Raw genomic sequence first — 22,065 nt, forward strand, 5'->3', positions numbered from 1 at the left:
TCGATGGCACCAACCCAGGAACTGGTGACGGCGGCACTGTCCACCGTCATCGACCCCGAGATCCGTCGCCCGATCACGGACCTCGACATGGTCAAGAGCATCGAGATCGCTCCCGATGGGGCGGTGCGGGTAGGGGTCTACCTCACCGTGGCCGGCTGTCCGATGAAGGACACCATCAGCCGCGACGTCACCAACGCCGTCTCCAAGGTCGAGGGTGTGACGGGCGTCCAGATCGAGCTCGACGTCATGAGCACCGAGCAGCGCAAGACGCTCCAGACCAAGCTGCGGGGCGACCGCGGCCCCGAGAAGGAGATCCCGTTCAACCAGCCGGGCTCGCTGACCCGCGTGTTCGCGGTGGCCAGCGGCAAGGGCGGCGTCGGCAAGTCCTCGGTGACGGTCAACCTGGCCGCCGCCATGGCCGCGAGCGGCCTCAAGGTCGGCATCGTCGACGCCGACATCTACGGCCACAGCATCCCGCGCATGCTGGGCGCCGCCGAGCGGCCCACCAAGGTCGAAGACATGATCATGCCGCCGGTGGCCCACGACATCAAGGTCATCTCGGTCGGGATGTTCAAGCCGCCGGGCAACACGCCGGTGGTGTGGCGCGGGCCGATGCTCGACCGGGCGCTGCACCAGTTCCTGGCCGACGTCTACTGGGGCGACCTCGACGTCCTGCTGCTCGACCTGCCTCCGGGCACGGGCGACATCGCCATCTCGGTGGCGCAGCGGCTGCCGGGGGCGGAGATCCTCGTCGTGACGACGCCGCAGATGGCCGCCGCCGAGGTGGCCGAGCGGGCCGGCTCGATCGCCGCGCAGACGCACCAGCAGATCGCCGGCGTCATCGAGAACATGGCCTGGCTGCCCTGCCCCCACTGTGACGAGCGCATCGCGGTGTTCGGCGAGGGCGGCGGTCAGACCGTGGCAGACGCGCTGACCCGGACGCTGGGCGCGCGGGTGCCGCTGCTCGGGCAGGTGCCCATCGACATGCGGCTGCGCGAGGGCGGCGACGAGGGCAAGCCCCTGGTGCTGACCGACCCCGACTCTCCCGCGGCGGCGGAGCTGCGGAAGATCGCCGACGGTCTCAGCAAGCGCTCCTCCAGCCTGAAGGGCCTCCAGCTCGGCCTCGCGCCGCGCCGCTGACCCACCGGCTCCCCGATCGGGCCCGCTCCTCACGAGCGGGCCCTTTCATGTCCGGTGCTGTGCGGCGGCGTGCGGACGCGTCAGGTCGCGTCAGGTGGCTCCCGAGTCGTGGGCGAAAGCTCCCGTGCGGCGGTGAGCGGGCGCGTCAGGTGGCTTCGGAGTCGTAGGGCGGCAGCTCGCCGTAGCCGAGCTCGTCGACCGGCTCCGGCGTGTACGGGGCCGCGACGGCGGGCTCCAGCTCCCGGGACTTGGTGTTGTTCCAGTCGTCCTCGAGGTCGTCGAGGAGATGCTTGCGCACGAAGTTGCGCGGATTGAGGTCGGCCGGGTCGAAGTTCTGGAACTCCGGGCCCAGGCCGGCGCGCAGGTCGTCACGCGCGTTGTTCGCCATCCGGCGCAGGTTGCGCAGCGTCTTGCCCGCCTGCGCGGCGGCCTGCGGCAGTTTTTCGGGACCGAAGACGAGCAGCGCGATCACAATCAGCGCTCCGATCTCCCACCACCCGAGTCCGAACACCGTGAGCTCCTACCGCAGTCAAACCTCTCCGAGGACAACCCCGGCCTATCCACAGACTAAGGGCTCCCGGGGGTAGGTCGGTCGTCTCCCCTGGGTCATATCTCGGACGACCTCGCCCACCAGCGGCTCGACGACGCCGTCCACCGACGCCCACCGACGCCCACCGACTCTCACCGGCGCGGGCCAGGCGGGCCAGGCGGGCCCGGGCGGACCCGGGCGGGGCCGTACACAGCGACGCGCCGCAGGAGGCGGGGCCTGCTGCGGCGCGTCGGGGCCGGGCCGGCCGCCCCGGGAGGGCGGGACCGCGGTCAGGAGTGCGGGACGGCGGTCAGGACGGCGACGGGGTGGGCTCGTCCTCGGCGACCACGGTGAGCGTGGCCGAGCGTTCCTGCCCGTCGCGCTGGTACTTCACGCTGATCTTGGAGCCGGGCTCCTTGCTGCGGATCAGGGCGATCAGCTCGTTACCGTCCTGCAGCGGCAGCCCGTCGATCTCCAGGATCACGTCGCCCGCCTTCAGCCCGGCCTGGTCGGCGGGCCCGCCCGCGGTCACCGGCTGCTGCCCCGCGGCCGGCTCCGAGGCGATCTTGACCCCCACGCCCCGGTAGTCCTTGTCGAGGACGATGCCGATCTTGGGCCGCTTGGCCTTGCCGGTCGTGATCAGCTCTTCGGCCACGCGCCGCGTCTGGTTGACCGGGATCGCGAAGCCGAGGCCGATGCTGCCGCCCTGGCTGCTCATCGAGCGACCCAGCGTGGCGATGGCGGAGTTGACGCCCACGACCTCGCCCCTGCCGTTCACCAGCGGGCCGCCGGAGTTGCCGGGGTTGATCGCGGCGTCGGTCTGGATGGCGCTGATGTAGGCCGGCTCCTCGCTGCTCGTGCCGGTCTCGTCGCCGGCGATGACCGGGCGGTTGAGCGAGCTGACGATGCCGGTCGTCACCGTGCCGGTCAGGCCCAGCGGGGAGCCGATGGCGATGACGGGGTCGCCGACCACCACCTGGTCGGAGTTGCCGAGCGTGATCTCCGGCGTGCCGAACGTCTGCTCCGGCTTGACCACGGCCAGGTCGGAGCCGGGGTCACGGCCGACGATGCGGCCGGAGGTGGTCTTTCGGTTGTTGAACATGATCCGGATCTCGCCGCCGTTGGCCGCCAGCGAGACCACGTGGTTGTTGGTGACGACGTAGCCGTTCTTGATCAGGAACCCGGAGCCCGTCGCGCCCTCGGTGTTGGTGCCGTTGCCCACCTCCAGCGAGACCACGCTGGGCAGCACCCGCGCGGCCACGCCCGCCACCGAGTCGGGCGCGCGGTTGGTCGCGCCGGTCGGGATGGGGCCGAGGCTGTAGGAGGGGTCGTTGGCGCTGGTCGGCCTCGTCAGCAGGTAGGTGCTCACGCTGCCCAGCACCGAGGCCACCAGGGCGATGACCACGGCCAGCGAGACCAGGAACGCGGTGCCCGGCATCCGCCTGGCCGCGCCCTGCCCGCCGCCGGGGGGCGGCGGCGCCCAGCCGGGGCCCATGGGCAGCGCCTGGCGCGGCGGAGGCGGGGCCGCGCCGCCGCCACCGCCGTAGGGCGGCTGCCCGCCGGGCGAGCCGAAGGGCGGTCCGTCATAGGAACGCGCGCCTCCGTCCGGCGATCCGAAGAACGGGCCGTCGTAGGCGCGCGTGCCGCCGTCGGTGGAGCCGAACGCGGGGCTGTCGTAGGAGCGGGTGGTCCCGTCGGGCGGGCCGAAGGACGGCCCGTTGTCGTAGGACCGCGCCCCGCCGTCCGGCGGGCCGAACGAGGGACCGCTGTCGTACGGCCGCGCGCCGTCCTCGGGCGGGCCGAACGACGGGCCGGCGTCGTAGGAGCGGGCGCCCCCGTCGGGCGGGCCGAAGGAGGGCGCGCCGAACTGGGGGCCGGTCTGGGTGGGGTTGTCCTGGGCGGACGACCCGTAGGAGGCGCCGCCCGGAGGCGGCACGTCACTGTAGGCGGGGCCGCTCGGAGGCGGCGCGTCACCGTACGAGGGGCCGCCCGAGGATGAGGCGTCGTACGGACGCGACTCGTACGGCGGTGCGCCGAGAACCTCCTGGCGGCCCGACGGGTCGCCCCACGACGAGCCGAAGGAGGCGGGCGGCTCGGGCCGTCTGCCAGGTTCGGACCCGTCGTCCGCGGGTAGGAAGTCCGGCCGCCCCTGTGGCTCGGGGGAGTCCGACGGCGTGCGTCCTTCGCCCGGGCGCGTCTCGTCGGTCATCTAAGTCTCACCACTCCTTGGCTCGGCCACCGCAATCCTCGCTCTTGCGGCATACGAGGGCTATAAAGCTTTTGTCAGGACTTGCCTATGACAATTCCCGAACCCAGATCGTATGCCCCGCGCGCCGCCGACTACGCCAACCGATTGCCTCCGGCATGACCGGGTCGTCAAGGTGTGGCGGTCGAGGGCGGGCTCGTAGGGGTTGTACGAGCCTGCTGCTGGAAAAGTTCGACCGGCGGGGCCGGATTGCTCTGGCCCACGCCGCTCGCGGCGAAGAAGGTGCCCAGCGCCACGGCCGCGGAGACCACCCCGACCGCCACGTATGTCGTGCGCCGCCTACCACCGCGGCCAGGGCCCGAGGCCCCGCCCGCCGCGTCCCTGCGCGGGCGGTTGTCCAGGGGGGCGATGGTATGGGGGCCGGGAAGCGGCACTCCCCCGAACGTACGGGTGGGGAAAGGGCGCTCCCTCGGCGGCAGCGGCCCGCCCGGCTCCGACATCCGGAGCAGGGACATGGTCAGGTCGGCCGGCATCGCCGGCGCGTCGAGCGAGCGCAGGCGCGACTTCAGCGCCCGCACCGACTCGACCTCGCGCCGGCAGTCAGCGCAGAAAGTCAGATGGGCGAGCGCACGCTCGCGCTCGGTGTGGTTGAGCTCTCCGTCGACAAGCGCGGAAACGCGTTCTCCAAGGTGGGACATATCAGGCTTCCTCCCCACGGATCACGGTCGGGGGGAGTTGAGTATTACGGGGGGCCCGATGGTCGAGCGCCTCCCGCAACTGCGCCCGGCCACGGTGAATACGGCTTCGGACCGTACCCAGCTTGACGCCGAGCGTGGCCGCGATCTCCTCGTAAGACAGGCCCTCGATGTCACACAGCACGATCGCGGCCCGGAACTCCGGGGCGAGCGCGTCGAGGGCGGCTTGGATGTCGGGCTCCAGGTGGGCGTCGTCGAACGCCTGCGCCGGGGACGGCTCGCGGCCGCGCAGCCGCTCGGCCGCGTCGTCGGCGAGCCCCTCGAACCTGATGCGCTGCTTGCGCCGCGCCATGTCGAGGAACAGGTTGGTCGTGATCCGGTGCAGCCACCCCTCGAACGTGCCGGGGGTGTAGCTCGACAGCGACCTGAAGACCCGGACGAAGACCTCCTGTGTGAGGTCTTCGGCATCGTGGACATTGCCGGTAAGCCGGTAAGCCAGCCGATACACGCGCGCGGAGTGCGTCCGCACGACCTCCTCCCACGTGGGGGGAGTCCAATCAGACGACACGGGAGTATCGGTCTGGTGGTCGCTTTCGTCCACCAGAACTCCTCTCTCTGGGACCACCGCTACCGCCATAGTGCCTGGTTTCGTCCCTTCGTGCGCACTGCCTGCCTTCCGGACCGGCAAAGCCCGTTTAAACCTGCAACGCCTCGGGGCCGTCCTGAGTTCCCGTCCCGGCGCGTCTCCCCTAGGCTGCGATCGGTGCCAATCTCGTGGACCAATCGCACGAAAGTGGGGGAGGAGGCCGATGACCACTCCGGTGGAGGCCACTCTGGCCTATGCGGAGCAGTTCCATCACGAGGATGAGATCCTGCACGCGGCGCGGCAGCGCGGGCTGGAGATGGGTGCCACGCCCATCCTTCCCGGCGGCGGGGCCGCGCTGTGCTTCCTGGCGACCGCCGTCAACGCCAAGTCCGTCGTCGAGATCGGCACGGGCTGCGGCGTGTCGGGGTTGTGGCTGCTGCGCGGCATGCGCGCGGACGGCACGCTGACGAGCGTCGACGTCGAGCCCGAGCACCAGCGGATGGCCAGGCTGGCCTTCGCGGAGGCCGGCTTCTCCGGGGGCCGGGTGCGCCTCATCTCGGGCCGCGCGCTCGACGTGCTGCCGCGCCTGTCCGACGGCGGCTACGACATGGTCTTCGCCGACGGCGCCAAGCAGGAATACGCCGACTACCTGGCCGAGGCCGTCCGCCTGCTGCGCGTGGGCGGCGTCGTGGCCTTCGACAACATGTTGTGGCACCACCGCGTGGCCGACCCCGCGCAACGCGACTCCGAGACGGTGGCGCTGCGCGAGGTGGGCAAGCTGGTGCAGTCGGACGACCGGCTGCGCTCGGTGCTCATGCCCCTGGGCGACGGCCTCCTGGCCGCCATCAAGATCGCCGACTGACCGCGGCCCGCCACGCCCGACCCGCCCGGACCGCGCCCCGGGGCCACACCCGGTCGGCCCGGCGAGCCGGGCCGGTCTCGCGGGGCTCAGCCCTTGGTGAGCCATTCGAGCAGGACGCGCACGCCGAACCCGGTGGCGCCCTTGGACAGCACGCCCTCGTCCACCGTGCTGCGCCCGACGCCGGCGACGTCGAGGTGGGCCCACGGCCGGTCGCCCGCGAACTCGCGCAGGAACAGCGCCGCCGTGATCGAGCCCGCCCCGAACCTGGCGCCCGCCTCGACGTTGGCCAGGTCGGCGATCGACGACTCCAGCGCCGGCTTGTAGTCCTCGATCAGCGGCATCCGCCACAGCCGGTCGCCGGCCGCCTGCCCGGCCTCTTCGAGCCCCTTGGCCAGCGCGTCGTCGGTGGAGTAGACGGCGCCGACGTTGCGCCCGAGCGCCACGGTGATCGCCCCGGTGAGCGTGGCGATGTCCACGACCGCGTCGGGGTCGAGCACGGCGTCGGCGTAGGCCAGCGCGTCGGCCAGCACGAGCCGGCCCTCGGCGTCGGTGTTGAGCACCTCGACCGTGCGGCCGCCGTAGTGGGTGATCACGTCGCTGGGCCGCTGCGCGGTGCCCGAGGGCATGTTCTCGGCGGCGGCGACCAGCCCGGTGACGCGCACGGGCGCCTTGAGCGCGGCCAGCGCGCCCAGCACGGCGATGACGACCGCGCCGCCCGCCATGTCGGTCTTCTGGAACTTCATGTTGTCGGTCGGCTTGAGCGACAACCCGCCCGAGTCGAACGTGATGCCCTTGCCCACCAGCACGACGTGCCGCGCGGCCGGCTCCTCAGGAACGTAGGAGAGCCGGATCAGCCGGGGCGGTCGGGACGAGCCCATGCCCACGGCGAGGATGCCGCCGAACCCGTCGGCCCGCAGCCGCTCCTCGTCCCACACCTCGACCGGCACGCCGGCCTCGCCCGCCCGCTCGGCCAGCCAGGCGGGGTCCTTGACGGAGGAGGGCGTGTTGGCCAGGTCGCGGGCCAGCGCCACGGCCCGCGCGACGATCTCCGCGCGCCGCACCGGCTCCTCCCCCGCCCCCGCGAACACCAGCGCCCGCACCGGCTTCCGGCCGGCGTCGCCGATCCTGAAGGTGTAGGCCGCCAGCAGCGCCGCCTCGGCGAACACCCTCACGTCGCCGTCCGGCGCGACCACGGTCAACGTGTCCCTGCCCTTGACCTTCCTGGTCAGCGCGGCGCCCGCGGTGCGCAGGGCGCGCGGAGAGGCGTCGCCCACGCCGTACAGCAGGACCCGTCCCACGCCGCCCGGCCGGGCCACCGGCACCTCGACGATCTCCCCCGCCTCGCCCTTGGCCTCGTAGTGGGCCAGCAGGTCGGGCACCGGCAGGTGCAGCTCGACCGCGGGGCGCAGACCGGCGTCGTAGGGCACGGCCAGCAGCTCGGCGTCGTCGGGAACCTCGGCGACCACCGTCGCAGTGGTCTCAATGGGCACGGAACCTCTCCTCGAACGTCAGCGACCCTGGCGCCGGACTTACGCCAGGGTCGTGGTCAGGTTGTCTCTCGGGAGCGCTCAGCCGACGACGTTCTTCAACGCCTCGCCGAGCGCCTTTGCCTCGTCGGCGGAGATCTCCACGACGAGCCGGCCGCCACCCTCCAGGGGGACCCGCATGACAATGCCGCGCCCTTCCTTGGTGACCTCGAGCGGACCATCGCCGGTCCGCGGCTTCATCGCCGCCATGCGTGCATCCCTTCCTGCCTTGGGCTCCCGCGGCCCGCGATTTCCGACCTCCCGAGGGGGTGGTCGGCGCATTCACGTCTTCTGTGATGTCCTATTCTCCCGCATCGAGAGCGCTCATGGGTAACGATCTCCTCCCAGAATGCGTTGTCGAGGCGTGCGATGACGTCCAAACTGGACTTCGTGCACGCTCGCGCCGCTCTGTTCGACCTCTACGGAGACCATCTGCGCTCGCGCGGTGGCCAGGCGTCCGTGGCCGCGCTCGTCCGGTTGATGAAACCCCTGGAAATCGCCGCTCCGGCGGTCCGCACGGCGGTTTCGCGCATGGTCCGGCAGGGGTGGCTGCGGCCGGTGCGGCTTCCCCAGGGAGCGGGCTACGGGCTGACGCCGAAGTGTGTCAGGCGGCTTGACGAGGCGGCGTTGAGAATTTACCGAGCCGGGACGCTCACCTGGAACGGCCGCTGGCACCTGATCGTCCTCGATCCCGTCAAGGAGCGGCCGCGCAGGGAGCGGCTGCGCGCCGATCTGACGTTCCTGGGCTACGCGGCGCTGTCGGAGACCACCTGGATCGGCCCCCGGTCCTCGATCGAGCTGGACAACCTGCTCGAAGGCGAGGGGGTGCGGGCCGACCGGTTCGACGCGGCGCTGGAGGGCGACCCGCGCGAGCTGGTCACCAGGGCCTGGGATCTGGCCGCCATCGGCGAGGCGTACGAGCACTGGCACGCCGAGGCTGTCACGCTGATCAGCACGCTGCCCGAGGGCGCCCCGGTCGACCAGGTGTTCGCCACGCGGAGCCGGCTCGTGCACGGCTGGCGGAACTTCCTGTTCCGCGACCCCGGCCTGCCGGCCGAGCTGCTGCCCGCCGGCTGGCCGGGCGAGAAGGCCAGGGCCTTCTTCGAGCAGGAGGCCGCCCGGCTGCTGCCCGCCGCCGCCGCGTTCGTCGACAGGGAGTTCTGAATGATCCGCTACGAGATGGCCGAGGCCGTCGCCACCGTCACGCTCGACCGGCCCGAGGCGATGAACTCGCTGACCGTCGAGGTCAAGCGGGCCCTGCTCGGCGCGCTGCGCCGGGCGGCCGGCGACCGCGCGGTCAGGGCGGTGCTGCTCACCGGTTCGGGCCGGGCCTTCTGCGCGGGCCAGGACCTGCGCGAGCACGCCGCGAACCTGGAGGCGGGCCGCGGCCTCGACAACACGGTGCGCGAGCACTACAACCCGATCGTGGAGCTGATCGCCACCATGCCCAAGCCGGTGGTGGCCGCGGTCAACGGCGTGGCCGCGGGCGCGGGCGCGTCGCTGGCCTTCGCCTGCGACCTGCGGGTGGCCTCCGAGCGGGCCACGTTCGTGCCGGCGTTCGCCGGGATCGGGCTGGCGCCCGACTCGGGCGCGTCGTGGACGCTGCAGCGCCTCATCGGCCGGGGCAGGGCGGCCGAGGTGATGCTGCTCGGCGAGCCGATCGACGCGGCCCGCGCGCTGGAGCTGGGCCTGGTCACCCGGGTGGCGCCGGCCGACGACGTGCTGAAGACCGCGCATGAGCTGGCGGCGCGCCTGGCGAGCGGCCCCACCCTGGCCTACGCCGCCACCAAGCGCGCGCTCGACCACGCCGCGACGCACCCGCTGCCCGACGCGCTGGCCCTGGAGGCCGATCTCCAGGACGAGTGTGTCGCCACCCGCGACCACCGGGCCGCCACCGGCGCGTTCCTGGCCAAAGAACTTCCGACCTTCATCGGAGAGTAGCCGTTCGGTCACGCTGTCATGGGCCAAGCTGGCGGGATGCGTCACGACGAAGCCCCCGCCCCGACCGCTCCGACCGCCCCGGCAGCCCCGCACGACTTCGCGGCCCTCCGCGCGACGGCCCTGACCCTGCTCACCGGCGGCCCCTTCGACGTCTCCGACCCCGTCTACGACCGGCCGCTGGCCGCGCTGAGCGAACGGGCCGGCGGCCGGCTGGCCCAGATGGTCCCCGGCCTGATCTGGCCGGACCTGCCGCTCGAAGGCCGGCCGGGGCACGTGACGGGCAGCTACGGCCGGCTGCGCGAGATCGCCACCGCCTGGGCCACGCCGGGCACCTCCCAGCACGGCGACGACGCCGTGGCGGCCAAGGTGATCGACGCGCTCGACCTGCTGCACGAGCGCCACTACCACGAGGGGCTGCCCGAGACCGGCAACTGGTGGTTCTGGGAGATCGGCACGCCCGCCGAGCTGACCCGCCTGTGCGTGCTGCTCGGCGACCGGCTCGACGAGGGCAGGCTGGGCGCGTACCTGAGGGCGGTCGACCGGTTCTGCCCCGACGCCGACCGGCGCACCGGCCATCCCGACGCGAGCGAGAGCGGTGCCAACCGGGCCGACAAGGCCGCCATCGTGGCCTTCCGGGGCGTGGCGGGGCGCAGCGCCGGCAAGCTGGCGCTGGCCCGCGACGGGCTGTCCGACGTGCGGGACGGCGGGCGGCACAGCGTGTTCGCCTACACCGACGAGGGCGACGGCTTCTACCGCGACGGCTCGTTCATCCAGCACGGCGACCTGGCCTACACGGGCTCCTACGGGCTGTCCCTGCTCATCGCGGTGGCCGAGACCGTGGCGCTGCTGCGCGGCTCGCCCTGGGAGATCACCGACCCCGGCCGGCAGGTGGTGCTGGACGCCGTGGAGCGCTCCTTCTCGCCGTTCATCCACGACGGGCTGCTCATGGACACCGTCAGGGGGCGGGCCGCCACCCGGCAGGCGTTCTCCGACAGCGTGGCGGGGCACGCCGCGATCGGGGCCGTGCTGCTGCTGGCGCAGAGCGCGCCCGAGCCCTGTCGCGGCCGGTTCATGGAGCTGGCCAAGGGCTGGATCGAGCGCGGCACGGCCCGGCCCTACCTGAGCCACGCGACCGTGGCGGAGACCAGGCGGGCGGTCGCGGTGCTGGACGACAAGGGCGTCGAGGCCGCGCCGGGGCCCGTCGGGCACTTCGTCTTCCCCTCGATGGACCGGGTGGTGCACCGGCGGCCCGGCTGGTCGGTGGCGATCAGCATGTCGTCGCGGCGGATCGCCGCCTACGAGGCGATCAACGGGGAGAACCTGCACGGCTGGTACACCGGCGACGGCATGACCTACGTCTACACCGGCGAGCTGGACCACTACGGGCGCGACTTCTGGCCGACGGTGGACCCGTACCGGCTGCCGGGGACGACGGTGGACACGCGCCCGCGGGAGAACCTTCACTTCCGCGCCCACCGCCCGGCCAACGCCTGGGCGGGCGGGGTGGTGCTCGAAGGCCGGTACGGCGTCGCGTCCATGGAGCTGATGGGCGACGGGGTGAGCCTGAGGGCGCGCAAGTCGTGGTTCTGCCTCGACTCGGCCGTGGTGGCCCTGGGCAGCGGCATCACCAGCTCCGACGGCCGCGCGATCGAGACCGTGATCGACAACCGCGCCACGGACGCCCGCCCGTACGTCGGCGACGGCTGGGCGCACCTGGCCGGGACCGGCGGGTACGTGTTCGACGGCGCCAGGATGCTCGTGGAGACGCGGACGGGCCGCTGGCGCGACATCAACGCGGGAGACGACACCGCGGGCGCGTCCGAGCCCGTCGAGCGCCGCTACGTGACGTTCTGGCTCGACCACGGCGTCGACCCGCTGAACGCCTCCTACGCCTACACGCTGCTGCCGAACGCCACCCGCGAGCGGACGCGCTCCTTCCGCGGCCGCCGCCCGGTCAGCGTCGTGTCCAACACCCCGGAGGTGCAGGCCGTGCGGACCCGGTCGCTGTTCGGGGCCGCGTTCTGGGCGCCGGGCGGCGCCGGGCCCGTCACCGCCGACGCGCCGTGCCTGGTGATGCTGCGCGGCGCCGGCGAGCGGCTCGTCCTGGCGGTGGCCGATCCGAGCAGGACCGTGGACGTCCTGACGCTCACGCTCGGCAGCGCGGCCCGCCGCGTCGTGCGGGCCGACGACACGGTCGAGGTGCGCACGGGCGACAGGCCGGTCGTCACCGTCCGGCTCGGCGGGTCGCTGGGCCGCTCACACGAGGTCGAGCTCAGCGCGTACGGGCCACGCAGCCCTCGATGTGATCGTTGACCAGCCCGATCGCCTGCATCAGCGCGTAGGCCGTGGTCGGGCCGACGAACCTGAAGCCGTGTCTCTTCAGCTCCTTGGCCAGCGCCTTGGAGCCCGGGGTGAGGGCGGGCACGTCGGCCATCGTCCTGGGCACGGGCGCGTCGGGGTCGGCGTGCCGCCACACCAGCTCCGACAGGCCGCCGGGCAGGTCGAGCGCGGCCCTGGCGTTGTTGACGGCCGCCTCGATCTTGGCCCGGTTGCGCACGATGCCGGCGTCGCCGAGCAGGCGCTCCACGTCCTGCTCGGTGTAGCCGGCGACCTTGACGATCGAGAAGCCGTCGAAGGCGGCGCGGAAGTTCTCCCGCTTGCGCAGGATCGTCAGCCAGGACAGGCCCGACTGGAACGCCTCCAGCGACACGCGCTCGAAGACCGCGTCGTCGCCCGTGACCGGCCTGCCCCACTCGTGGTCGTGGTAGGCGAGGTACATCGGGTCGGCGATGCCGGGCCAGTAGCAGCGGATCGGCTCGGTCACGACCGCTCGTCACCGTCCTTGACGGCCACGGCCGGCGCGGGCCCGTCGCCGTCCGGCCGGTCCTCCCCGTCACCGGCCGCGTCGGTCGCGGGCCCGTCCGCCGGCTGCGCGTCGGCGACGGGGTCGCCCTCGCCGGCCTTCTCGCCGCTCTCGTCCTCGGCCGTCGCGCCGCCGTTCGTGGTGGCGTCGCCGGGCCGGGGCACGCGCCACTCCGGGTCCTCCGGTGGGTGCCGCAGCTCCGTGCCGCCGTCCCAGGACACCGTGGCGCCGCTGGCCGACACCGGGTCGCCCGAGTCGGGCAGCTCGCGCGGCGCGGCCGGAGCCTCGGGCCGGTGCTCGGTGCGCGGGCCGGCCCCGGGCGAGGCGTAGATCTCCTGCCGGGCGTGCAGCCGGCTCGACAGCAGCTCGGAGACGCGCTGCTCCAGCACCGCGATCCGGGTGTCGCGGGCGCTGATCGCGCCGGCCGCCCTGCGCAGCGTCTCGTCGACGCTCTGTGTGTGGTAGCCGACCAGGTTGACCGGCAGTTGCAGCGCCATGAAGTCGACCGCCGTGAGCTGCTGCGCCTCGGGCAGGTCGAGCGGCGGCACGTCGGGCGGGAACTCGGTCAGCTCACCGCCCCTGCCCAGGGAGACCAGGACCACGCAGGCCAAAATGGCGATGGCGGCGATGGCGAGTATGACCAGCACATTGGCATCGTACTCACCCATCGGGGCACGAGGTCCCGCACTTGCCGCGTGCCGCGCGTACGCGACCCCCGGGCACGCGCCCGCCGCGCAGGTCAGCCGGTGGCCTCGCCGAGTTCGGCGACGCTCGGCCGGACCGGCTGCGCGCGCGATTCGAGGTGGTCGAACGCCTCGGCCATGGTCGTGGTCCAGGAGATCGCGTCGAAGACGTCGGCGCGGGTGAAGCCCTGCTCGTACATGCCGGCGACGAGCTGCTTGAGCGGGTCGTACAGGCCCCAGGGGTCGAGCACCACCAGGGGGCGGTCGTGGATGCCGAGCACCCGCGCCGACCAGATCTCGAACAGCTCCTCCAGGGTGCCGATGCCGCCGGGCAGCACCAGGAACGCGTCGGAGCGGGCGTCCATGACGCCCTTGCGCTCGCGCATGCCGGCCGTGACGATCAGCTCGTCGGACTCCTCGTCGGCCACTTCCATGTCCACCAGGACCTGCGGGATCACGCCCACCGTGCGGCCGCCGGCGGCGCGCGCCGCCGCGGTGACGGCGCCCATGCACGAGACGGAGCCGCCACCGCTCACCAGCGTGTGGCCGCGCCCGGCGAGCTCGGTGCCCACGTTCGCGGCCAGCTCGATGTACTTCTGGTCGATGGTGAGGCTGGAGGCGCAGAAGACGCAGATGTTCACGCCGGCACCCTATTGCGGCTCCGCCGTCTGGGCGGCGGCGGCCTCGACCTCCTCCTCCCGCTGGTTGGAGCGGGCCCGGTCGGCCTCGACGATGATGCGCACGGCCTCGTCGACGTCGTCGGTGACGCTGATCAGGTCGAGGTCCTGAGGGGCGATCTTGCCGGTGCTCAGCAGCGAGCCCTTGATCCAGTCGAGCAGCCCGCCCCAGAACTCCGTGCCCATCAGCACCACGGGGAAGGAGGTGACCTTGTGGGTCTGCACCAGCGTGAGCGCCTCGAACAGCTCGTCGAGCGTGCCGAAGCCGCCGGGCAGGGCGATGAAGCCGCAGGAGTACTTGACGAACATCGTCTTGCGGACGAAGAAGTAGCGGAACTCGATGCCGAGGTCGACGTAGTCGTTCATGCGCTGCTCGAACGGCAGCTCGATGCCGAGCCCGACCGACACGCCCTCGACGTCGCGCGCGCCCATGTTGGCGGCCTCCATGACGCCGGGCCCGCCGCCGGTGATCACGGCGTAGCCTGCCTCGGACAGCGAGCGGCCGAGCGCGCGGCCCAGCGCGTATTCCGGCGAGTCGGGCTTGGTGCGGGCCGAGCCGAAGACGGTGACGGCCTGCGGCAGCTCGGCGAGCTGCCCGAACCCCTCGACGAACTCCGCCTGGATGCGCAGCACCCGCCACGGGTCCATGTGGACCCAGTCGGAGGGGCCCTGGCGGGCCAGCAGGCGCTGGTCGTGCGTGGAGCTGGGGACGAGGTCGCCGCGTACGAAGGCCTGACCCTGACGGCGTTCTCGACGAATCTTTTCCATGCGGATCACGCTAGTCCCTCCCGCGCGTGGCCGGAGGCGGCCCCGCGCACCTGCCCGCCCGGAGGTCACCAGAGTGCCTCTTGCGGGCGAAACCCCTGGTGGCGCGGGCGGGACGGCCGTCTTAAAAATCTTGAAAGAAGCGTGGAACCGAATTTCGGCTCCCCCGCGTCTAACCGCATGAGGGTGCTGCTCGGGACTGAAAGTGGTCTTCCCCGCCAAATGGCCGGCGAGGAAGGCCACTTTCATGTGGGGCCGCTTTTCAGGCGGTGAGCCACTCGGCCATCGCCCGCTCGCTCTCGACGATCTTCGACAGCGTCACGTACTCCCCCTGCTGGTGCGCCAGGTTCGGGTCGCCCGGGCCGTAGTTGACGGCGGGGACCCCCAGCGCGGCGAAGCGGGCGACGTCGGTCCAGCCCAGCTTGGCGCGCGGGGCGCCGCCGACGGCTGTGGTGAAGGCCGCCGCCACCGGATGCGTCAGCCCCGGCCTGGCCGCGGGCGCGGCGTCCACGAAGCTCACCCCGAACCCGTCGAACACCTCGCGCACGTGCTCCTGCGCCTGCTCGACCGACAGGTCGGGCGCGAACCGGTAGTTGACGCTCACCACGCACAGGTCGGGGATGACGTTGCCCGCGACGCCGCCGCGCACGCCCACCGCGTTGAGCCCCTCGTGGTATTCGAGCCCGTCCACCACCGGCCGGCGCGCCTCGTAGGCGTTCAGCCGGGCCAGCACCGGCTCGATGCCGTGGATGGCGTTGACCCCGAACCACGACCTGGCGCTGTGGGCCCGCTTGCCGGTCACCGTGACCTCGGCGCGCAGCGTGCCCTGGCAGCCGCCCTCGATCACGCCGTCGGTGGGCTCCATCAGCACCGCGAAGTCGGCCGCCAGCCAGTCGGCGTGGTCTCTGGCGACCCGGGTCAGGCCGTTGCGCTCGGCCTCGACCTCCTCGCAGTCGTAGAAGACGTAGGTGACGTCCCTGCCGGGCGCGGGCACGGTGGCCGCCAGCCGGAGCGCGACCGCGACGCCGGCCTTCATGTCGGAGGTGCCGCAGCCGTACAGCAGGTCGCCCTCCACCCGGCTGGGCAGGTTGCCCGCGACGGGGACCGTGTCGAGGTGGCCGGCGATCAGCACCCGCTCGGCGTGCCCCTGCTCGGTGCGGGCGACGACCGTGTGCCCCGATCGGGTCACCTTGAGGTGCGGCAGCGCCGACAGCGCCCGCTCCACCTCGTCGGCCAGCGCCTGCTCGGCGCCGCTCACCGACTCGATGTCCACGATCGCGGCGGTCAGGTCGCGTACGTCCTGGGTCAGGTCCAGCATCAGGTGTTCACTCCGTGTTCGCGCAGCACCTCGTTGAGCGCCGCCTTGTCGTGCCGCCGCCCCGGCTCCAGCCGCTTGATCACCAGCACGCAGGGCAGGCCGAACGTGCCGCCGGGGAATTCCTTCATCCGCGTGCCGGTCACGGCCACGCACCACGGGGGCACGCGCCCCCGGGACAGCTCCTCGCCGGTCTCGGTGTCGATCACCGGGATCGACCCTGACAGGATCGTTCCAGCGCCGACGACCGCGCCCTCGCCGACCCGGGCGCCCTCGACGATCATCGCGCGGCTGCCGATCAGCGCGTCGTCCTCGACGACGACCGGCACCGCGCCCGGCGGCTCCAGCACGCCGCCGATGCCCACCCCGCCCGACAGGTGCACGTTCCTGCCGACCTGGGCGCACGATCCGACCGTGGCCCACGTGTCGACCATCGTGCCGGCGTCGACGTACGCGCCGATGTTGACGAACGACGGCATCAGCACCACGCCGGGCGCCAGGTAGGAGCCCCAGCGCGCGATCGCCCCCGGCACCACCCGCACGCCGTCGAACGAGGTCTTCAGCGGGATGCGGTCGTGGTGCTGGAAGTCGCCCACCTGGGAGCGCGCCATGCCGAGCACCTTGAAGCCGAGGAGGATGGCGCGCCTGGCCCGCTCGTCCACCACCACGTCGTCGCCGGCCGGCCAGGCGACCCTCGCCTCGCCCTTGTCGAGCAGGTCGATCGCGCCGACCACCAGGTGGCGGGCCTCGGCGTCGGCCGGCGACAGCTCCGCCCGGCGCTCCCACAGCTCGTCCACCACGGAAGGCAGCGGTGACGAGGCGCTCACGTGACTCATGGCCACGGAGCTTATCCGGAAGGGTAGTTTCTCAACGTGCGCCTGCGCTTCTCCCGTGGAGTCATCACCATCGCGATCATCGTCGTCGTGCTCGCCGTCGGCGTCTCCGTGGGCCTGCACCACCTGCTGAAGAAGGTCACGCCGGTGGCCGTGCCCGAGGAATACTGCCGGGTCACGACCCCCGAGGGCGCTCTCGACCTCTTCCCCGAGCAGGCCCAGATCGCGGCCACCATCGCGGCGGTCGCGGCGCGGCGCACGCTGCCCGAGCGGGCCGTGGTGATCGCGTACGCGACGGCGCTGCAGGAGTCGAAGCTGCAGAACATCGACTTCGGCGACCGCGACTCGGTGGGCGTGTTCCAGCAGCGCGCGTCGCAGGGCTGGGGCACCAAGAAGCAGATCATGGACCCGGTCTACTCCGCCAACAAGTTCTTCGCGGCGCTGGTGAAGGTGAAGAACTACCGCAAGCTCCCGCTCGCCGAGGCGGCGCAGGCCGTGCAGCGCTCGGCGGGCGGCTACGCCTACGCGCCCCACGAGACCGACGCCAAGATCCTCGCCGCCGCCTTCACCGGGCGGGTCCCGCGCGCCCTGCACTGCTGGTATCCCGCCTCGGGCAAGACCCCCGCGCCGCGCCCCGAGGCCGCCGCGGCGCGCAAGCAGCTCGCCAGGGCGCTGGGCAGCACGGCGATCACCTCGAAGAGGCGCGGCTGGCTGGTGGCCGCCTGGTCGGTGGCCCACGCCGGGAAATACGCGCTCAACCGCGTCGGCTACGGCGGGGCGACCTGGACCAACAGCTATGAGGTGGAGGGCTGGCAGCAGGGCGGCCAGGCGGGCAGCCGCCGGGTCGAGCTGTCGTAGGGGCGGTCAGGAGGCGCGGCGGATGATGGAGATGGAGCCGGGCGGCAGGGGCTGGGCGTAGCCGGCCGTCCAGGAGGCGCCCTGGATGCGCTCGAAGGACAGCAGCCGCCCGTCGGAGGCCCGGTAGTCGGCGAAGTCCAGCAGCCCCCGGTCGGGATAGCCCGTGTCGCCCTCGCTGCGGAACGCGGCCGTGCCCCGCTCCACCGGGAAGAACTCCACGCCCTCCATGATCAGCATGCTCTTGGCCGGCACCATGCCCTGGGTGGGCACGTCGGTCCAGAGCTGCACCTCCAGGTGCGGCGGGTCGCCGTCACGCACCTCGACCGACAGCCACTGCAGCCGCCGCAAGGCGTCGCGCAGCAGGTATTCCACCCACTGCTGGCCCTGCCAGGAGATGTGCACGGCCCCGAGCACGCGCGCGGCCGACCCGAGCACCTCGATCCGGTCGCCGATCCGGATCGTGCGAGGGTCGGTGTAGTCGGTGCCGGCATGCCCCGGGGCGCTCACCGGCGCCGCCAGCGGGGGCTCAAGGGGAGCGACCTCGGGGGGCGGCGCGCTCGTGCGGCCCTTCCTGTCTTGCCGCATCGTGGCCCAGAAGGCCCCGAGCAGCAGCAGGACGGTGGCGATGCTCAGCCCGAGTACGACCATGGAGGTCACGCTCATCGATCAGCTCGCTCCACTCGCGGTCTGCCTCGGCGTTAGCCCTTATCAATTTATGCGTGTCCAAGCCGATTCGGCTGGCTTTGACCGGCGATCCTACTGGAGGCGGCGCACCGCCGCACCGATCCGTTCGTCAGTCGCGGTGACGGCGATGCGGATGTGCCGCTTACCTGCCGATCCGTAGAACTCGCCCGGCGCGACCAAAATCCCGATTTCGGAGAGCTTGGCCACCTGGTCCCAGGCGCTCTGCCCGTTCGTCGCCCAGAAGTACAGGCCCGCCGTCGAGTGGTCGATGCTCCACCCGGCCTTCTCCAGGGCGGGGCGCAGCAGGGCGCGGCGGGCGGAGTAGAGCTCGCGCTGCCGGTCGGCGTGCTCGTCGTCGCCGAAGGCCACGGTCATCGCCGCCTGCACGGGCTGCGGCATGAGCATGCCGGCGTGCTTGCGCGTCTCCAGCAGCCGCTTGACCAGGACGGGGTCGCCCGTCACGAACCCGGCGCGGTAGCCGGCCAGGTTGGAGCGCTTGGAGAGCGAGTGGACGGCGAGCAGCCCCTCGTGGGAGCCGCCGCAGACGTCGGGGTGCAGGATCGAGACCGGCCGCTCCTCCCAGCCCAGCTCGATGTAGCACTCGTCGGAGGCCACGACCGCGCCGCGCTCGCGGGCCCAGGCCACGACCTTGCGCAGGTGCTCGGCGGGCAGCACGCGGCCCGTCGGGTTGCTCGGGGAGTTGACCCAGACGAGGTCGACGGGCTCGGGCCCGAGCGCGAGCGTGCTGTCGGAGGCCGTGCCGGTCGCCCCGGCCAGCCGGGCGCCCACGTCGTAGGTGGGGTAGGCCAGCTCGGGGAAGACCACCCGCTTGGCGCCCAGGTAGGTGGGCAGCCAGGCCACGAACTCCTTGGAGCCGATCAGCGGGAGCACGTCCTGCTGGTCGACGGTGACGCCGTGGCGGCGGCGCAGCCAGCCCGCGGCGGCCTCGCGCAGCGCCTTGGTGCCGTGGGTGAAGGGGTAGCCGGGGCTGTCGGCCGCCTGGACGAGGGCGTCCTGGACGAGGCGCGGCACGGGGTCGACCGGTGTGCCGATCGACAGGTCCACGATCCCATCGGGATGCGCCCTGGCGCGCTCTTTGTACGGCTCCAGCCGATCCCAGGGGAAGTCAGGCAGCTTGTTCACGATTCTCCAGGGTGTTGCGTTCGCCGTACCGGGACGCGCCGCCACGCCGTGCGAACGGGGCGCATCCACCTCGGATGTCCCCGTGCACGGGCGTCGGTGTGGCCGGCCTTCTAGTGACCCTCGCCCTGCGGCGGCAGGGCGGCGACCACCGGGTGGTCCTTGTCGATCTTGCCTACCTTGGAGGCGCCGCCGGGCGAGCCGAGGTCCTCGAAGAAGTCCACGTTCGCCTTGTAGAAGTCCTTCCACTGCTCGGGAAGGTCGTCCTCGTAGAAAATGGCCTCGACGGGGCACACAGGCTCGCACGCGCCGCAGTCCACGCACTCGTCGGGGTGGATGTAAAGCATGCGCTCGCCCTCGTAGATGCAATCAACGGGGCATTCCTCGATGCACGCCTTGTCCAGGACGTCCACGCAAGGCTGCGCGATGACGTAGGTCACCTCGAGCTCCTTCTTCTCCGCACCATGGCATGACTCTGACCGCGGTTTGCTACGCCCTAGTATTGCCGTGCTTGCCTGCTGGCCGAAACGGAGGGTGGCAAACTCGTGGCCGGACGCCTTGTCATCGCCATTACAAGTCAGGACATAGGCTCCCGGATCACCACCCGCAGGCGGGTCACGGGCGGGTTTCGCGACGCGGTCGGCATCCTCGTGTCGTGGGCGGACGGAGTGCTCGAAGTTCGCAAAAGGGACGGCACCGTGGTGACGATCCCCGAAGAGACGCTGGTGGCGGCCAGGGTCGTTCCGGCCGCGCCTCCTCGACCTGGGCGAATGCAACAGTAAGTATTCGTCGTGTGACTGTACGTACTTGCGCCGCCGCAGCAGCCATCCTCGCCAGCGCCGGATGCGGCGCGTCGTCCACCGACTCCACCGCCACGGACACCAAGAACCTGCCGCCGCTCAACACCCGGGCCACCTCGATGAAGGCCGGCTTCGGCACCATGGAGCGGCTGGCCGAGGCCGCCAAGCGCGAGGGCGAGCTGAACGTCATCGCCCTGCCCCGCGACTGGGTCAACTACGGCGAGATCATCGACGCCTTCGCCGACAAGTACGACATCAAGGTCAACGAGCTGGAGCCCGGCGCGAGCAGCAAACGCCAGCTCGACATCGCCCCGCAGCTCAAACCCGACGTGTTCGACCTGACCATGGACGTGGCGGTGGCCGGGGCCGACCGGTTCGCCCCGTACAAGGTGCAGGGGTGGCAGGACCTGCCCGACCACGTCAAGGACCCGGCCGGCGGCTGGTACGCCGCCTACGGCGGCTACGTGTCCATCGGCTACGACCCGCGCGCCGTCAAGCCGCCCGCCTCCTTCGCCGACCTGCTCAAACCCGGCTACCGGGTCGCGCTCGACGGCGATCCCCTGCGCTCGGCGTCGGCCTTCGGCGGCGTCATGGCCGCCTCCATGCGCGCGGGGGTGCCGCGGCCCGAGCAGGGCGTGGCGCTGTTCGCCAAGCTCAAGCAGGCCGGGCGGCTCACCGAGCCGGCCAAGGCCAACACGATCGTGGCCTGGGACCACCTCAACGCCGCCCGCGGCGCGCGCTCCGACGGCTGGAAGGTGACCATCCCGCGCGACGCCGCGCTCGGCGGCTACCACGTGCAGGCGATCAGCAAGGCCGCCCCGCACCCCGCCGCCGCCCGGCTGTGGCAGGAGTTCCTCTTCTCCGACGAGGGCCAGAACCTGCTCCAGAAGGGCTTCGCGCGGCCCGCGCGCGGCGAGGCGATGCTCATGAAGGGCACCCTCGACGCCGAGCAGGCGGCGAAGCTGCCCAAGGCCCCCGGCCCGCCCGTGCTGATGACGATTCCGCAGGCGGACGCGGCGAAGGCGTACCTGAAGAAGGAATGGGCGAAGAGTGTGGGTTGAGCCAGAAGTGACGTGATATGTCGTAGGGACGATCAGGCTCTAAAGTGAACGGACAGCACGGCCACGGGGGCCCGATGTCTGATCGAATGTGAGCTGATCGTCTTGCGATACGACACGCCGAGCGTGGAGCGGTGGAACAGTCGTGCCTACGACAGCAGCTTCGGCTACGTCTCCACCCAGGGCGCGCCCCTCGTCGACCTGCTCGACCCGCGCGCCGGCGAGCGGGTGCTCGACCTCGGCTGCGGCACCGGGGTGCTGACCGCGCAGATCGCCTTCAGAGGAGCCGAGGTGCTCGGCATCGACGGCTCCGCCGCCATGATCGAGAAGGCGCTCGCGCAGTATCCCGGGATCGACTTCATCATCGGCGACGGGCACGACTTCACGGTCGTGGACCCGTACGACGCGGTCTTCTCCAACGCGGCCCTGCACTGGATGAGCCGCGACCCCCGCGCGGTGATCGCCAGCGTCCGCGAGGCGCTCAAGCCCGGCGGGCGCTTCGTCGCGGAGATGGGCGGGGCCGGCAACTGCGCCGAGCTGACCGCCGCGATGCTCACCGCCTGGCGCGAGCACGGCCTGCGCGAGCCGGAGCTGCCGTGGTACTTTCCCACGCCTGCCGAATACGCCCGCCGCCTTGAGCAGGAGGGGTTCGTGGTCAGGCTGCTGGAATACTTCGACCGGCCCACCCCCCTGGACGAGTGCCCCGGCGGGGCCGCCGACTGGGTGCGCATGTTCGCCGCCTCGGTGCTCGAAGGGCTTCCCCCCGAGATCGTGGAACCCCTGCTCCGTCGCGTGAACGAGCTGGCCGCGCCCGCACTTCGCAGGGAGACTGGCTGGATGGCCGACTACGTGCGTCTACGCTTTGCCGCTGTTCGACGTTGATGCGTCGTGCATGATGCGTAGG

At 72.1% G+C, this 22,065-nt stretch carries 24 protein-coding genes; 9 read left to right on the forward strand and 15 right to left on the reverse strand.

Going from position 1 to position 22,065, the window contains the following annotated elements:
• The first annotated feature begins 3 nt into the window (after window positions 1-3).
• A complete protein-coding gene (locus IO39_RS31580) occupies window positions 4-1,140 on the forward strand; it encodes an Mrp/NBP35 family ATP-binding protein (protein ID WP_043630629.1) in 1,137 nt (378 codons plus the stop codon).
• Between the two features lie 145 nt (window positions 1,141-1,285).
• Here IO39_RS31580 and IO39_RS31585 read toward each other — a convergent pair whose 3' ends face one another.
• The 4 genes from IO39_RS31585 to sigE form a co-directional block, all read right to left on the reverse strand.
• Window positions 1,286-1,651 (reverse strand): sec-independent translocase, encoded by a 366-nt coding sequence (locus tag IO39_RS31585; RefSeq protein ID WP_043630633.1) that lies wholly within the window; start codon window positions 1,649-1,651, stop codon window positions 1,286-1,288.
• A 328-nt stretch (window positions 1,652-1,979) separates the two neighbouring features.
• Window positions 1,980-3,878, reverse strand: coding sequence for a trypsin-like peptidase domain-containing protein (locus tag IO39_RS58130; protein WP_052423606.1), 1,899 nt, complete (start codon window positions 3,876-3,878; stop codon window positions 1,980-1,982).
• Window positions 3,879-4,045: 167 nt separating this feature from the next.
• The gene (locus IO39_RS31595) at window positions 4,046-4,573 is read right to left on the reverse strand and encodes an anti-sigma factor family protein (protein WP_043630635.1); all 528 of its coding nucleotides are present in this window, start codon (window positions 4,571-4,573) and stop codon (window positions 4,046-4,048) included.
• A 1-nt stretch (window position 4,574) separates the two neighbouring features.
• On the reverse strand, window positions 4,575-5,207 hold the full coding sequence (gene sigE, locus IO39_RS31600; RefSeq protein ID WP_063765376.1) for an RNA polymerase sigma factor SigE: 633 nt from the start codon (window positions 5,205-5,207) through the stop codon (window positions 4,575-4,577).
• A 172-nt stretch (window positions 5,208-5,379) separates the two neighbouring features.
• Between sigE and IO39_RS31605 the strand changes: the two genes are divergently transcribed.
• Window positions 5,380-6,018, forward strand: a complete 639-nt coding sequence (locus IO39_RS31605) for an O-methyltransferase (protein ID WP_043630636.1) — start codon at window positions 5,380-5,382, stop codon at window positions 6,016-6,018.
• Window positions 6,019-6,104: 86 nt separating this feature from the next.
• Here IO39_RS31605 and IO39_RS31610 read toward each other — a convergent pair whose 3' ends face one another.
• Window positions 6,105-7,508: a leucyl aminopeptidase gene (locus IO39_RS31610; protein ID WP_043630638.1), complete on the reverse strand. Its 1,404-nt coding sequence runs from the start codon at window positions 7,506-7,508 to the stop codon at window positions 6,105-6,107.
• 78 nt (window positions 7,509-7,586) lie between these two features.
• Entirely contained in the window at window positions 7,587-7,754 is a 168-nt protein-coding gene (locus IO39_RS53155) for a DUF3117 domain-containing protein (RefSeq protein WP_020545024.1), read from the reverse strand.
• A gap of 159 nt (window positions 7,755-7,913) precedes the next feature.
• Between IO39_RS53155 and IO39_RS31615 the strand changes: the two genes are divergently transcribed.
• The 3 genes from IO39_RS31615 to IO39_RS31625 are packed head-to-tail and all read left to right on the forward strand — an operon-like array spanning window position 7,914 to window position 11,798.
• Entirely contained in the window at window positions 7,914-8,708 is a 795-nt protein-coding gene (locus IO39_RS31615) for a PaaX family transcriptional regulator (RefSeq protein ID WP_245642418.1), read from the forward strand.
• Window positions 8,709-9,485 carry an enoyl-CoA hydratase-related protein gene (locus IO39_RS31620; RefSeq protein WP_043630640.1) on the forward strand — a complete coding sequence of 259 codons (777 nt, stop codon included), beginning with the start codon at window positions 8,709-8,711 and terminating at the stop codon, window positions 9,483-9,485.
• A 36-nt stretch (window positions 9,486-9,521) separates the two neighbouring features.
• Window positions 9,522-11,798, forward strand: coding sequence for a polysaccharide lyase 8 family protein (locus IO39_RS31625; RefSeq protein ID WP_052423608.1), 2,277 nt, complete (start codon window positions 9,522-9,524; stop codon window positions 11,796-11,798).
• Here the strand turns inward: IO39_RS31625 and IO39_RS31630 are convergent.
• The 6 genes from IO39_RS31630 to IO39_RS31655 form a co-directional block, all read right to left on the reverse strand.
• Window positions 11,758-12,264, reverse strand: coding sequence for a DNA-3-methyladenine glycosylase I (locus IO39_RS31630; protein ID WP_245642422.1), 507 nt, complete (start codon window positions 12,262-12,264; stop codon window positions 11,758-11,760). The two genes, IO39_RS31625 and IO39_RS31630, sit on opposite strands and share 41 nt — an antisense overlap.
• Window positions 12,265-12,305: 41 nt before the next feature.
• Complete coding sequence (locus IO39_RS51155) at window positions 12,306-12,995, reverse strand: hypothetical protein (protein WP_052423609.1); 690 nt, start codon at window positions 12,993-12,995, stop codon at window positions 12,306-12,308.
• Between the two features lie 92 nt (window positions 12,996-13,087).
• Window positions 13,088-13,672, reverse strand: a complete 585-nt coding sequence (locus IO39_RS31640; protein WP_043630644.1) for an LOG family protein — start codon at window positions 13,670-13,672, stop codon at window positions 13,088-13,090.
• A 9-nt stretch (window positions 13,673-13,681) separates the two neighbouring features.
• Entirely contained in the window at window positions 13,682-14,476 is a 795-nt protein-coding gene (locus IO39_RS31645) for an LOG family protein (protein ID WP_043630646.1), read from the reverse strand.
• 259 nt (window positions 14,477-14,735) lie between these two features.
• Window positions 14,736-15,791 carry a succinyl-diaminopimelate desuccinylase gene (gene dapE / locus IO39_RS31650; protein ID WP_043630648.1) on the reverse strand — a complete coding sequence of 352 codons (1,056 nt, stop codon included), beginning with the start codon at window positions 15,789-15,791 and terminating at the stop codon, window positions 14,736-14,738.
• Window positions 15,791-16,624 carry a 2,3,4,5-tetrahydropyridine-2,6-dicarboxylate N-succinyltransferase gene (locus IO39_RS31655; RefSeq protein ID WP_043630651.1) on the reverse strand — a complete coding sequence of 278 codons (834 nt, stop codon included), beginning with the start codon at window positions 16,622-16,624 and terminating at the stop codon, window positions 15,791-15,793. The genes dapE and IO39_RS31655 overlap by 1 nt, the downstream gene beginning before the upstream one ends.
• A gap of 36 nt (window positions 16,625-16,660) precedes the next feature.
• On the opposite strand from IO39_RS31655, the gene IO39_RS31660 reads away from it, so the two are divergent.
• Window positions 16,661-17,479: a hypothetical protein gene (locus IO39_RS31660; RefSeq protein ID WP_245642419.1), complete on the forward strand. Its 819-nt coding sequence runs from the start codon at window positions 16,661-16,663 to the stop codon at window positions 17,477-17,479.
• A 6-nt stretch (window positions 17,480-17,485) separates the two neighbouring features.
• On the opposite strand, the gene IO39_RS31665 is transcribed toward IO39_RS31660, so the two are convergent.
• The 3 genes from IO39_RS31665 to fdxA form a co-directional block, all read right to left on the reverse strand.
• Window positions 17,486-18,142, reverse strand: coding sequence for a DUF4178 domain-containing protein (locus tag IO39_RS31665; RefSeq protein WP_043630654.1), 657 nt, complete (start codon window positions 18,140-18,142; stop codon window positions 17,486-17,488).
• A gap of 93 nt (window positions 18,143-18,235) precedes the next feature.
• Window positions 18,236-19,306 carry a succinyldiaminopimelate transaminase gene (gene dapC / locus IO39_RS31670; RefSeq protein ID WP_043630656.1) on the reverse strand — a complete coding sequence of 357 codons (1,071 nt, stop codon included), beginning with the start codon at window positions 19,304-19,306 and terminating at the stop codon, window positions 18,236-18,238.
• Window positions 19,307-19,416: 110 nt separating this feature from the next.
• A complete protein-coding gene (fdxA, locus tag IO39_RS31675; protein WP_043630659.1) occupies window positions 19,417-19,743 on the reverse strand; it encodes a ferredoxin in 327 nt (108 codons plus the stop codon).
• A 105-nt stretch (window positions 19,744-19,848) separates the two neighbouring features.
• Between fdxA and IO39_RS59915 the strand changes: the two genes are divergently transcribed.
• The 3 genes from IO39_RS59915 (at window position 19,849) to IO39_RS31690 (ending at window position 22,043) form a co-directional block, all read left to right on the forward strand.
• Window positions 19,849-20,085: a putative acetyltransferase gene (locus IO39_RS59915; RefSeq protein WP_043630661.1), complete on the forward strand. Its 237-nt coding sequence runs from the start codon at window positions 19,849-19,851 to the stop codon at window positions 20,083-20,085.
• A gap of 11 nt (window positions 20,086-20,096) precedes the next feature.
• Window positions 20,097-21,164: an ABC transporter substrate-binding protein gene (locus tag IO39_RS31685; protein WP_043630663.1), complete on the forward strand. Its 1,068-nt coding sequence runs from the start codon at window positions 20,097-20,099 to the stop codon at window positions 21,162-21,164.
• Between the two features lie 102 nt (window positions 21,165-21,266).
• Window positions 21,267-22,043: a class I SAM-dependent methyltransferase gene (locus IO39_RS31690; RefSeq protein ID WP_052423610.1), complete on the forward strand. Its 777-nt coding sequence runs from the start codon at window positions 21,267-21,269 to the stop codon at window positions 22,041-22,043.
• The last annotated feature ends 22 nt before the right edge of the window (window positions 22,044-22,065 follow it).

This window comes from Nonomuraea candida (assembly GCF_000725485.1).
Classification (GTDB): Bacteria; Actinomycetota; Actinomycetes; order Streptosporangiales; family Streptosporangiaceae; genus Nonomuraea; species Nonomuraea candida.

Excerpts from the sequence above, each read along its gene's own strand:
- IO39_RS31580 (WP_043630629.1), top strand. The coding sequence starts at position 4 with ATGGCACCAACCCAGGAACTGGTGACGGCGGCACTGTCCACCGTCATC.
- IO39_RS58130 (WP_052423606.1), bottom strand. The coding sequence starts at position 3,878 with ATGACCGACGAGACGCGCCCGGGCGAAGGACGCACGCCGTCGGACTCC.
- IO39_RS31595 (WP_043630635.1), bottom strand. The coding sequence starts at position 4,573 with ATGTCCCACCTTGGAGAACGCGTTTCCGCGCTTGTCGACGGAGAGCTC.
- sigE (WP_063765376.1), bottom strand. The coding sequence starts at position 5,207 with ATGGCGGTAGCGGTGGTCCCAGAGAGAGGAGTTCTGGTGGACGAAAGC.
- IO39_RS31605 (WP_043630636.1), top strand. The coding sequence starts at position 5,380 with ATGACCACTCCGGTGGAGGCCACTCTGGCCTATGCGGAGCAGTTCCAT.
- IO39_RS53155 (WP_020545024.1), bottom strand. The coding sequence starts at position 7,754 with ATGGCGGCGATGAAGCCGCGGACCGGCGATGGTCCGCTCGAGGTCACC.
- IO39_RS31615 (WP_245642418.1), top strand. The coding sequence starts at position 7,914 with ATGACGTCCAAACTGGACTTCGTGCACGCTCGCGCCGCTCTGTTCGAC.
- IO39_RS31620 (WP_043630640.1), top strand. The coding sequence starts at position 8,709 with ATGATCCGCTACGAGATGGCCGAGGCCGTCGCCACCGTCACGCTCGAC.
- IO39_RS31625 (WP_052423608.1), top strand. The coding sequence starts at position 9,522 with ATGCGTCACGACGAAGCCCCCGCCCCGACCGCTCCGACCGCCCCGGCA.
- IO39_RS31630 (WP_245642422.1), bottom strand. The coding sequence starts at position 12,264 with ATGTACCTCGCCTACCACGACCACGAGTGGGGCAGGCCGGTCACGGGC.
- IO39_RS31645 (WP_043630646.1), bottom strand. The coding sequence starts at position 14,476 with ATGGAAAAGATTCGTCGAGAACGCCGTCAGGGTCAGGCCTTCGTACGC.
- dapE (WP_043630648.1), bottom strand. The coding sequence starts at position 15,791 with ATGCTGGACCTGACCCAGGACGTACGCGACCTGACCGCCGCGATCGTG.
- IO39_RS31655 (WP_043630651.1), bottom strand. The coding sequence starts at position 16,624 with ATGAGTCACGTGAGCGCCTCGTCACCGCTGCCTTCCGTGGTGGACGAG.
- IO39_RS31665 (WP_043630654.1), bottom strand. The coding sequence starts at position 18,142 with ATGAGCGTGACCTCCATGGTCGTACTCGGGCTGAGCATCGCCACCGTC.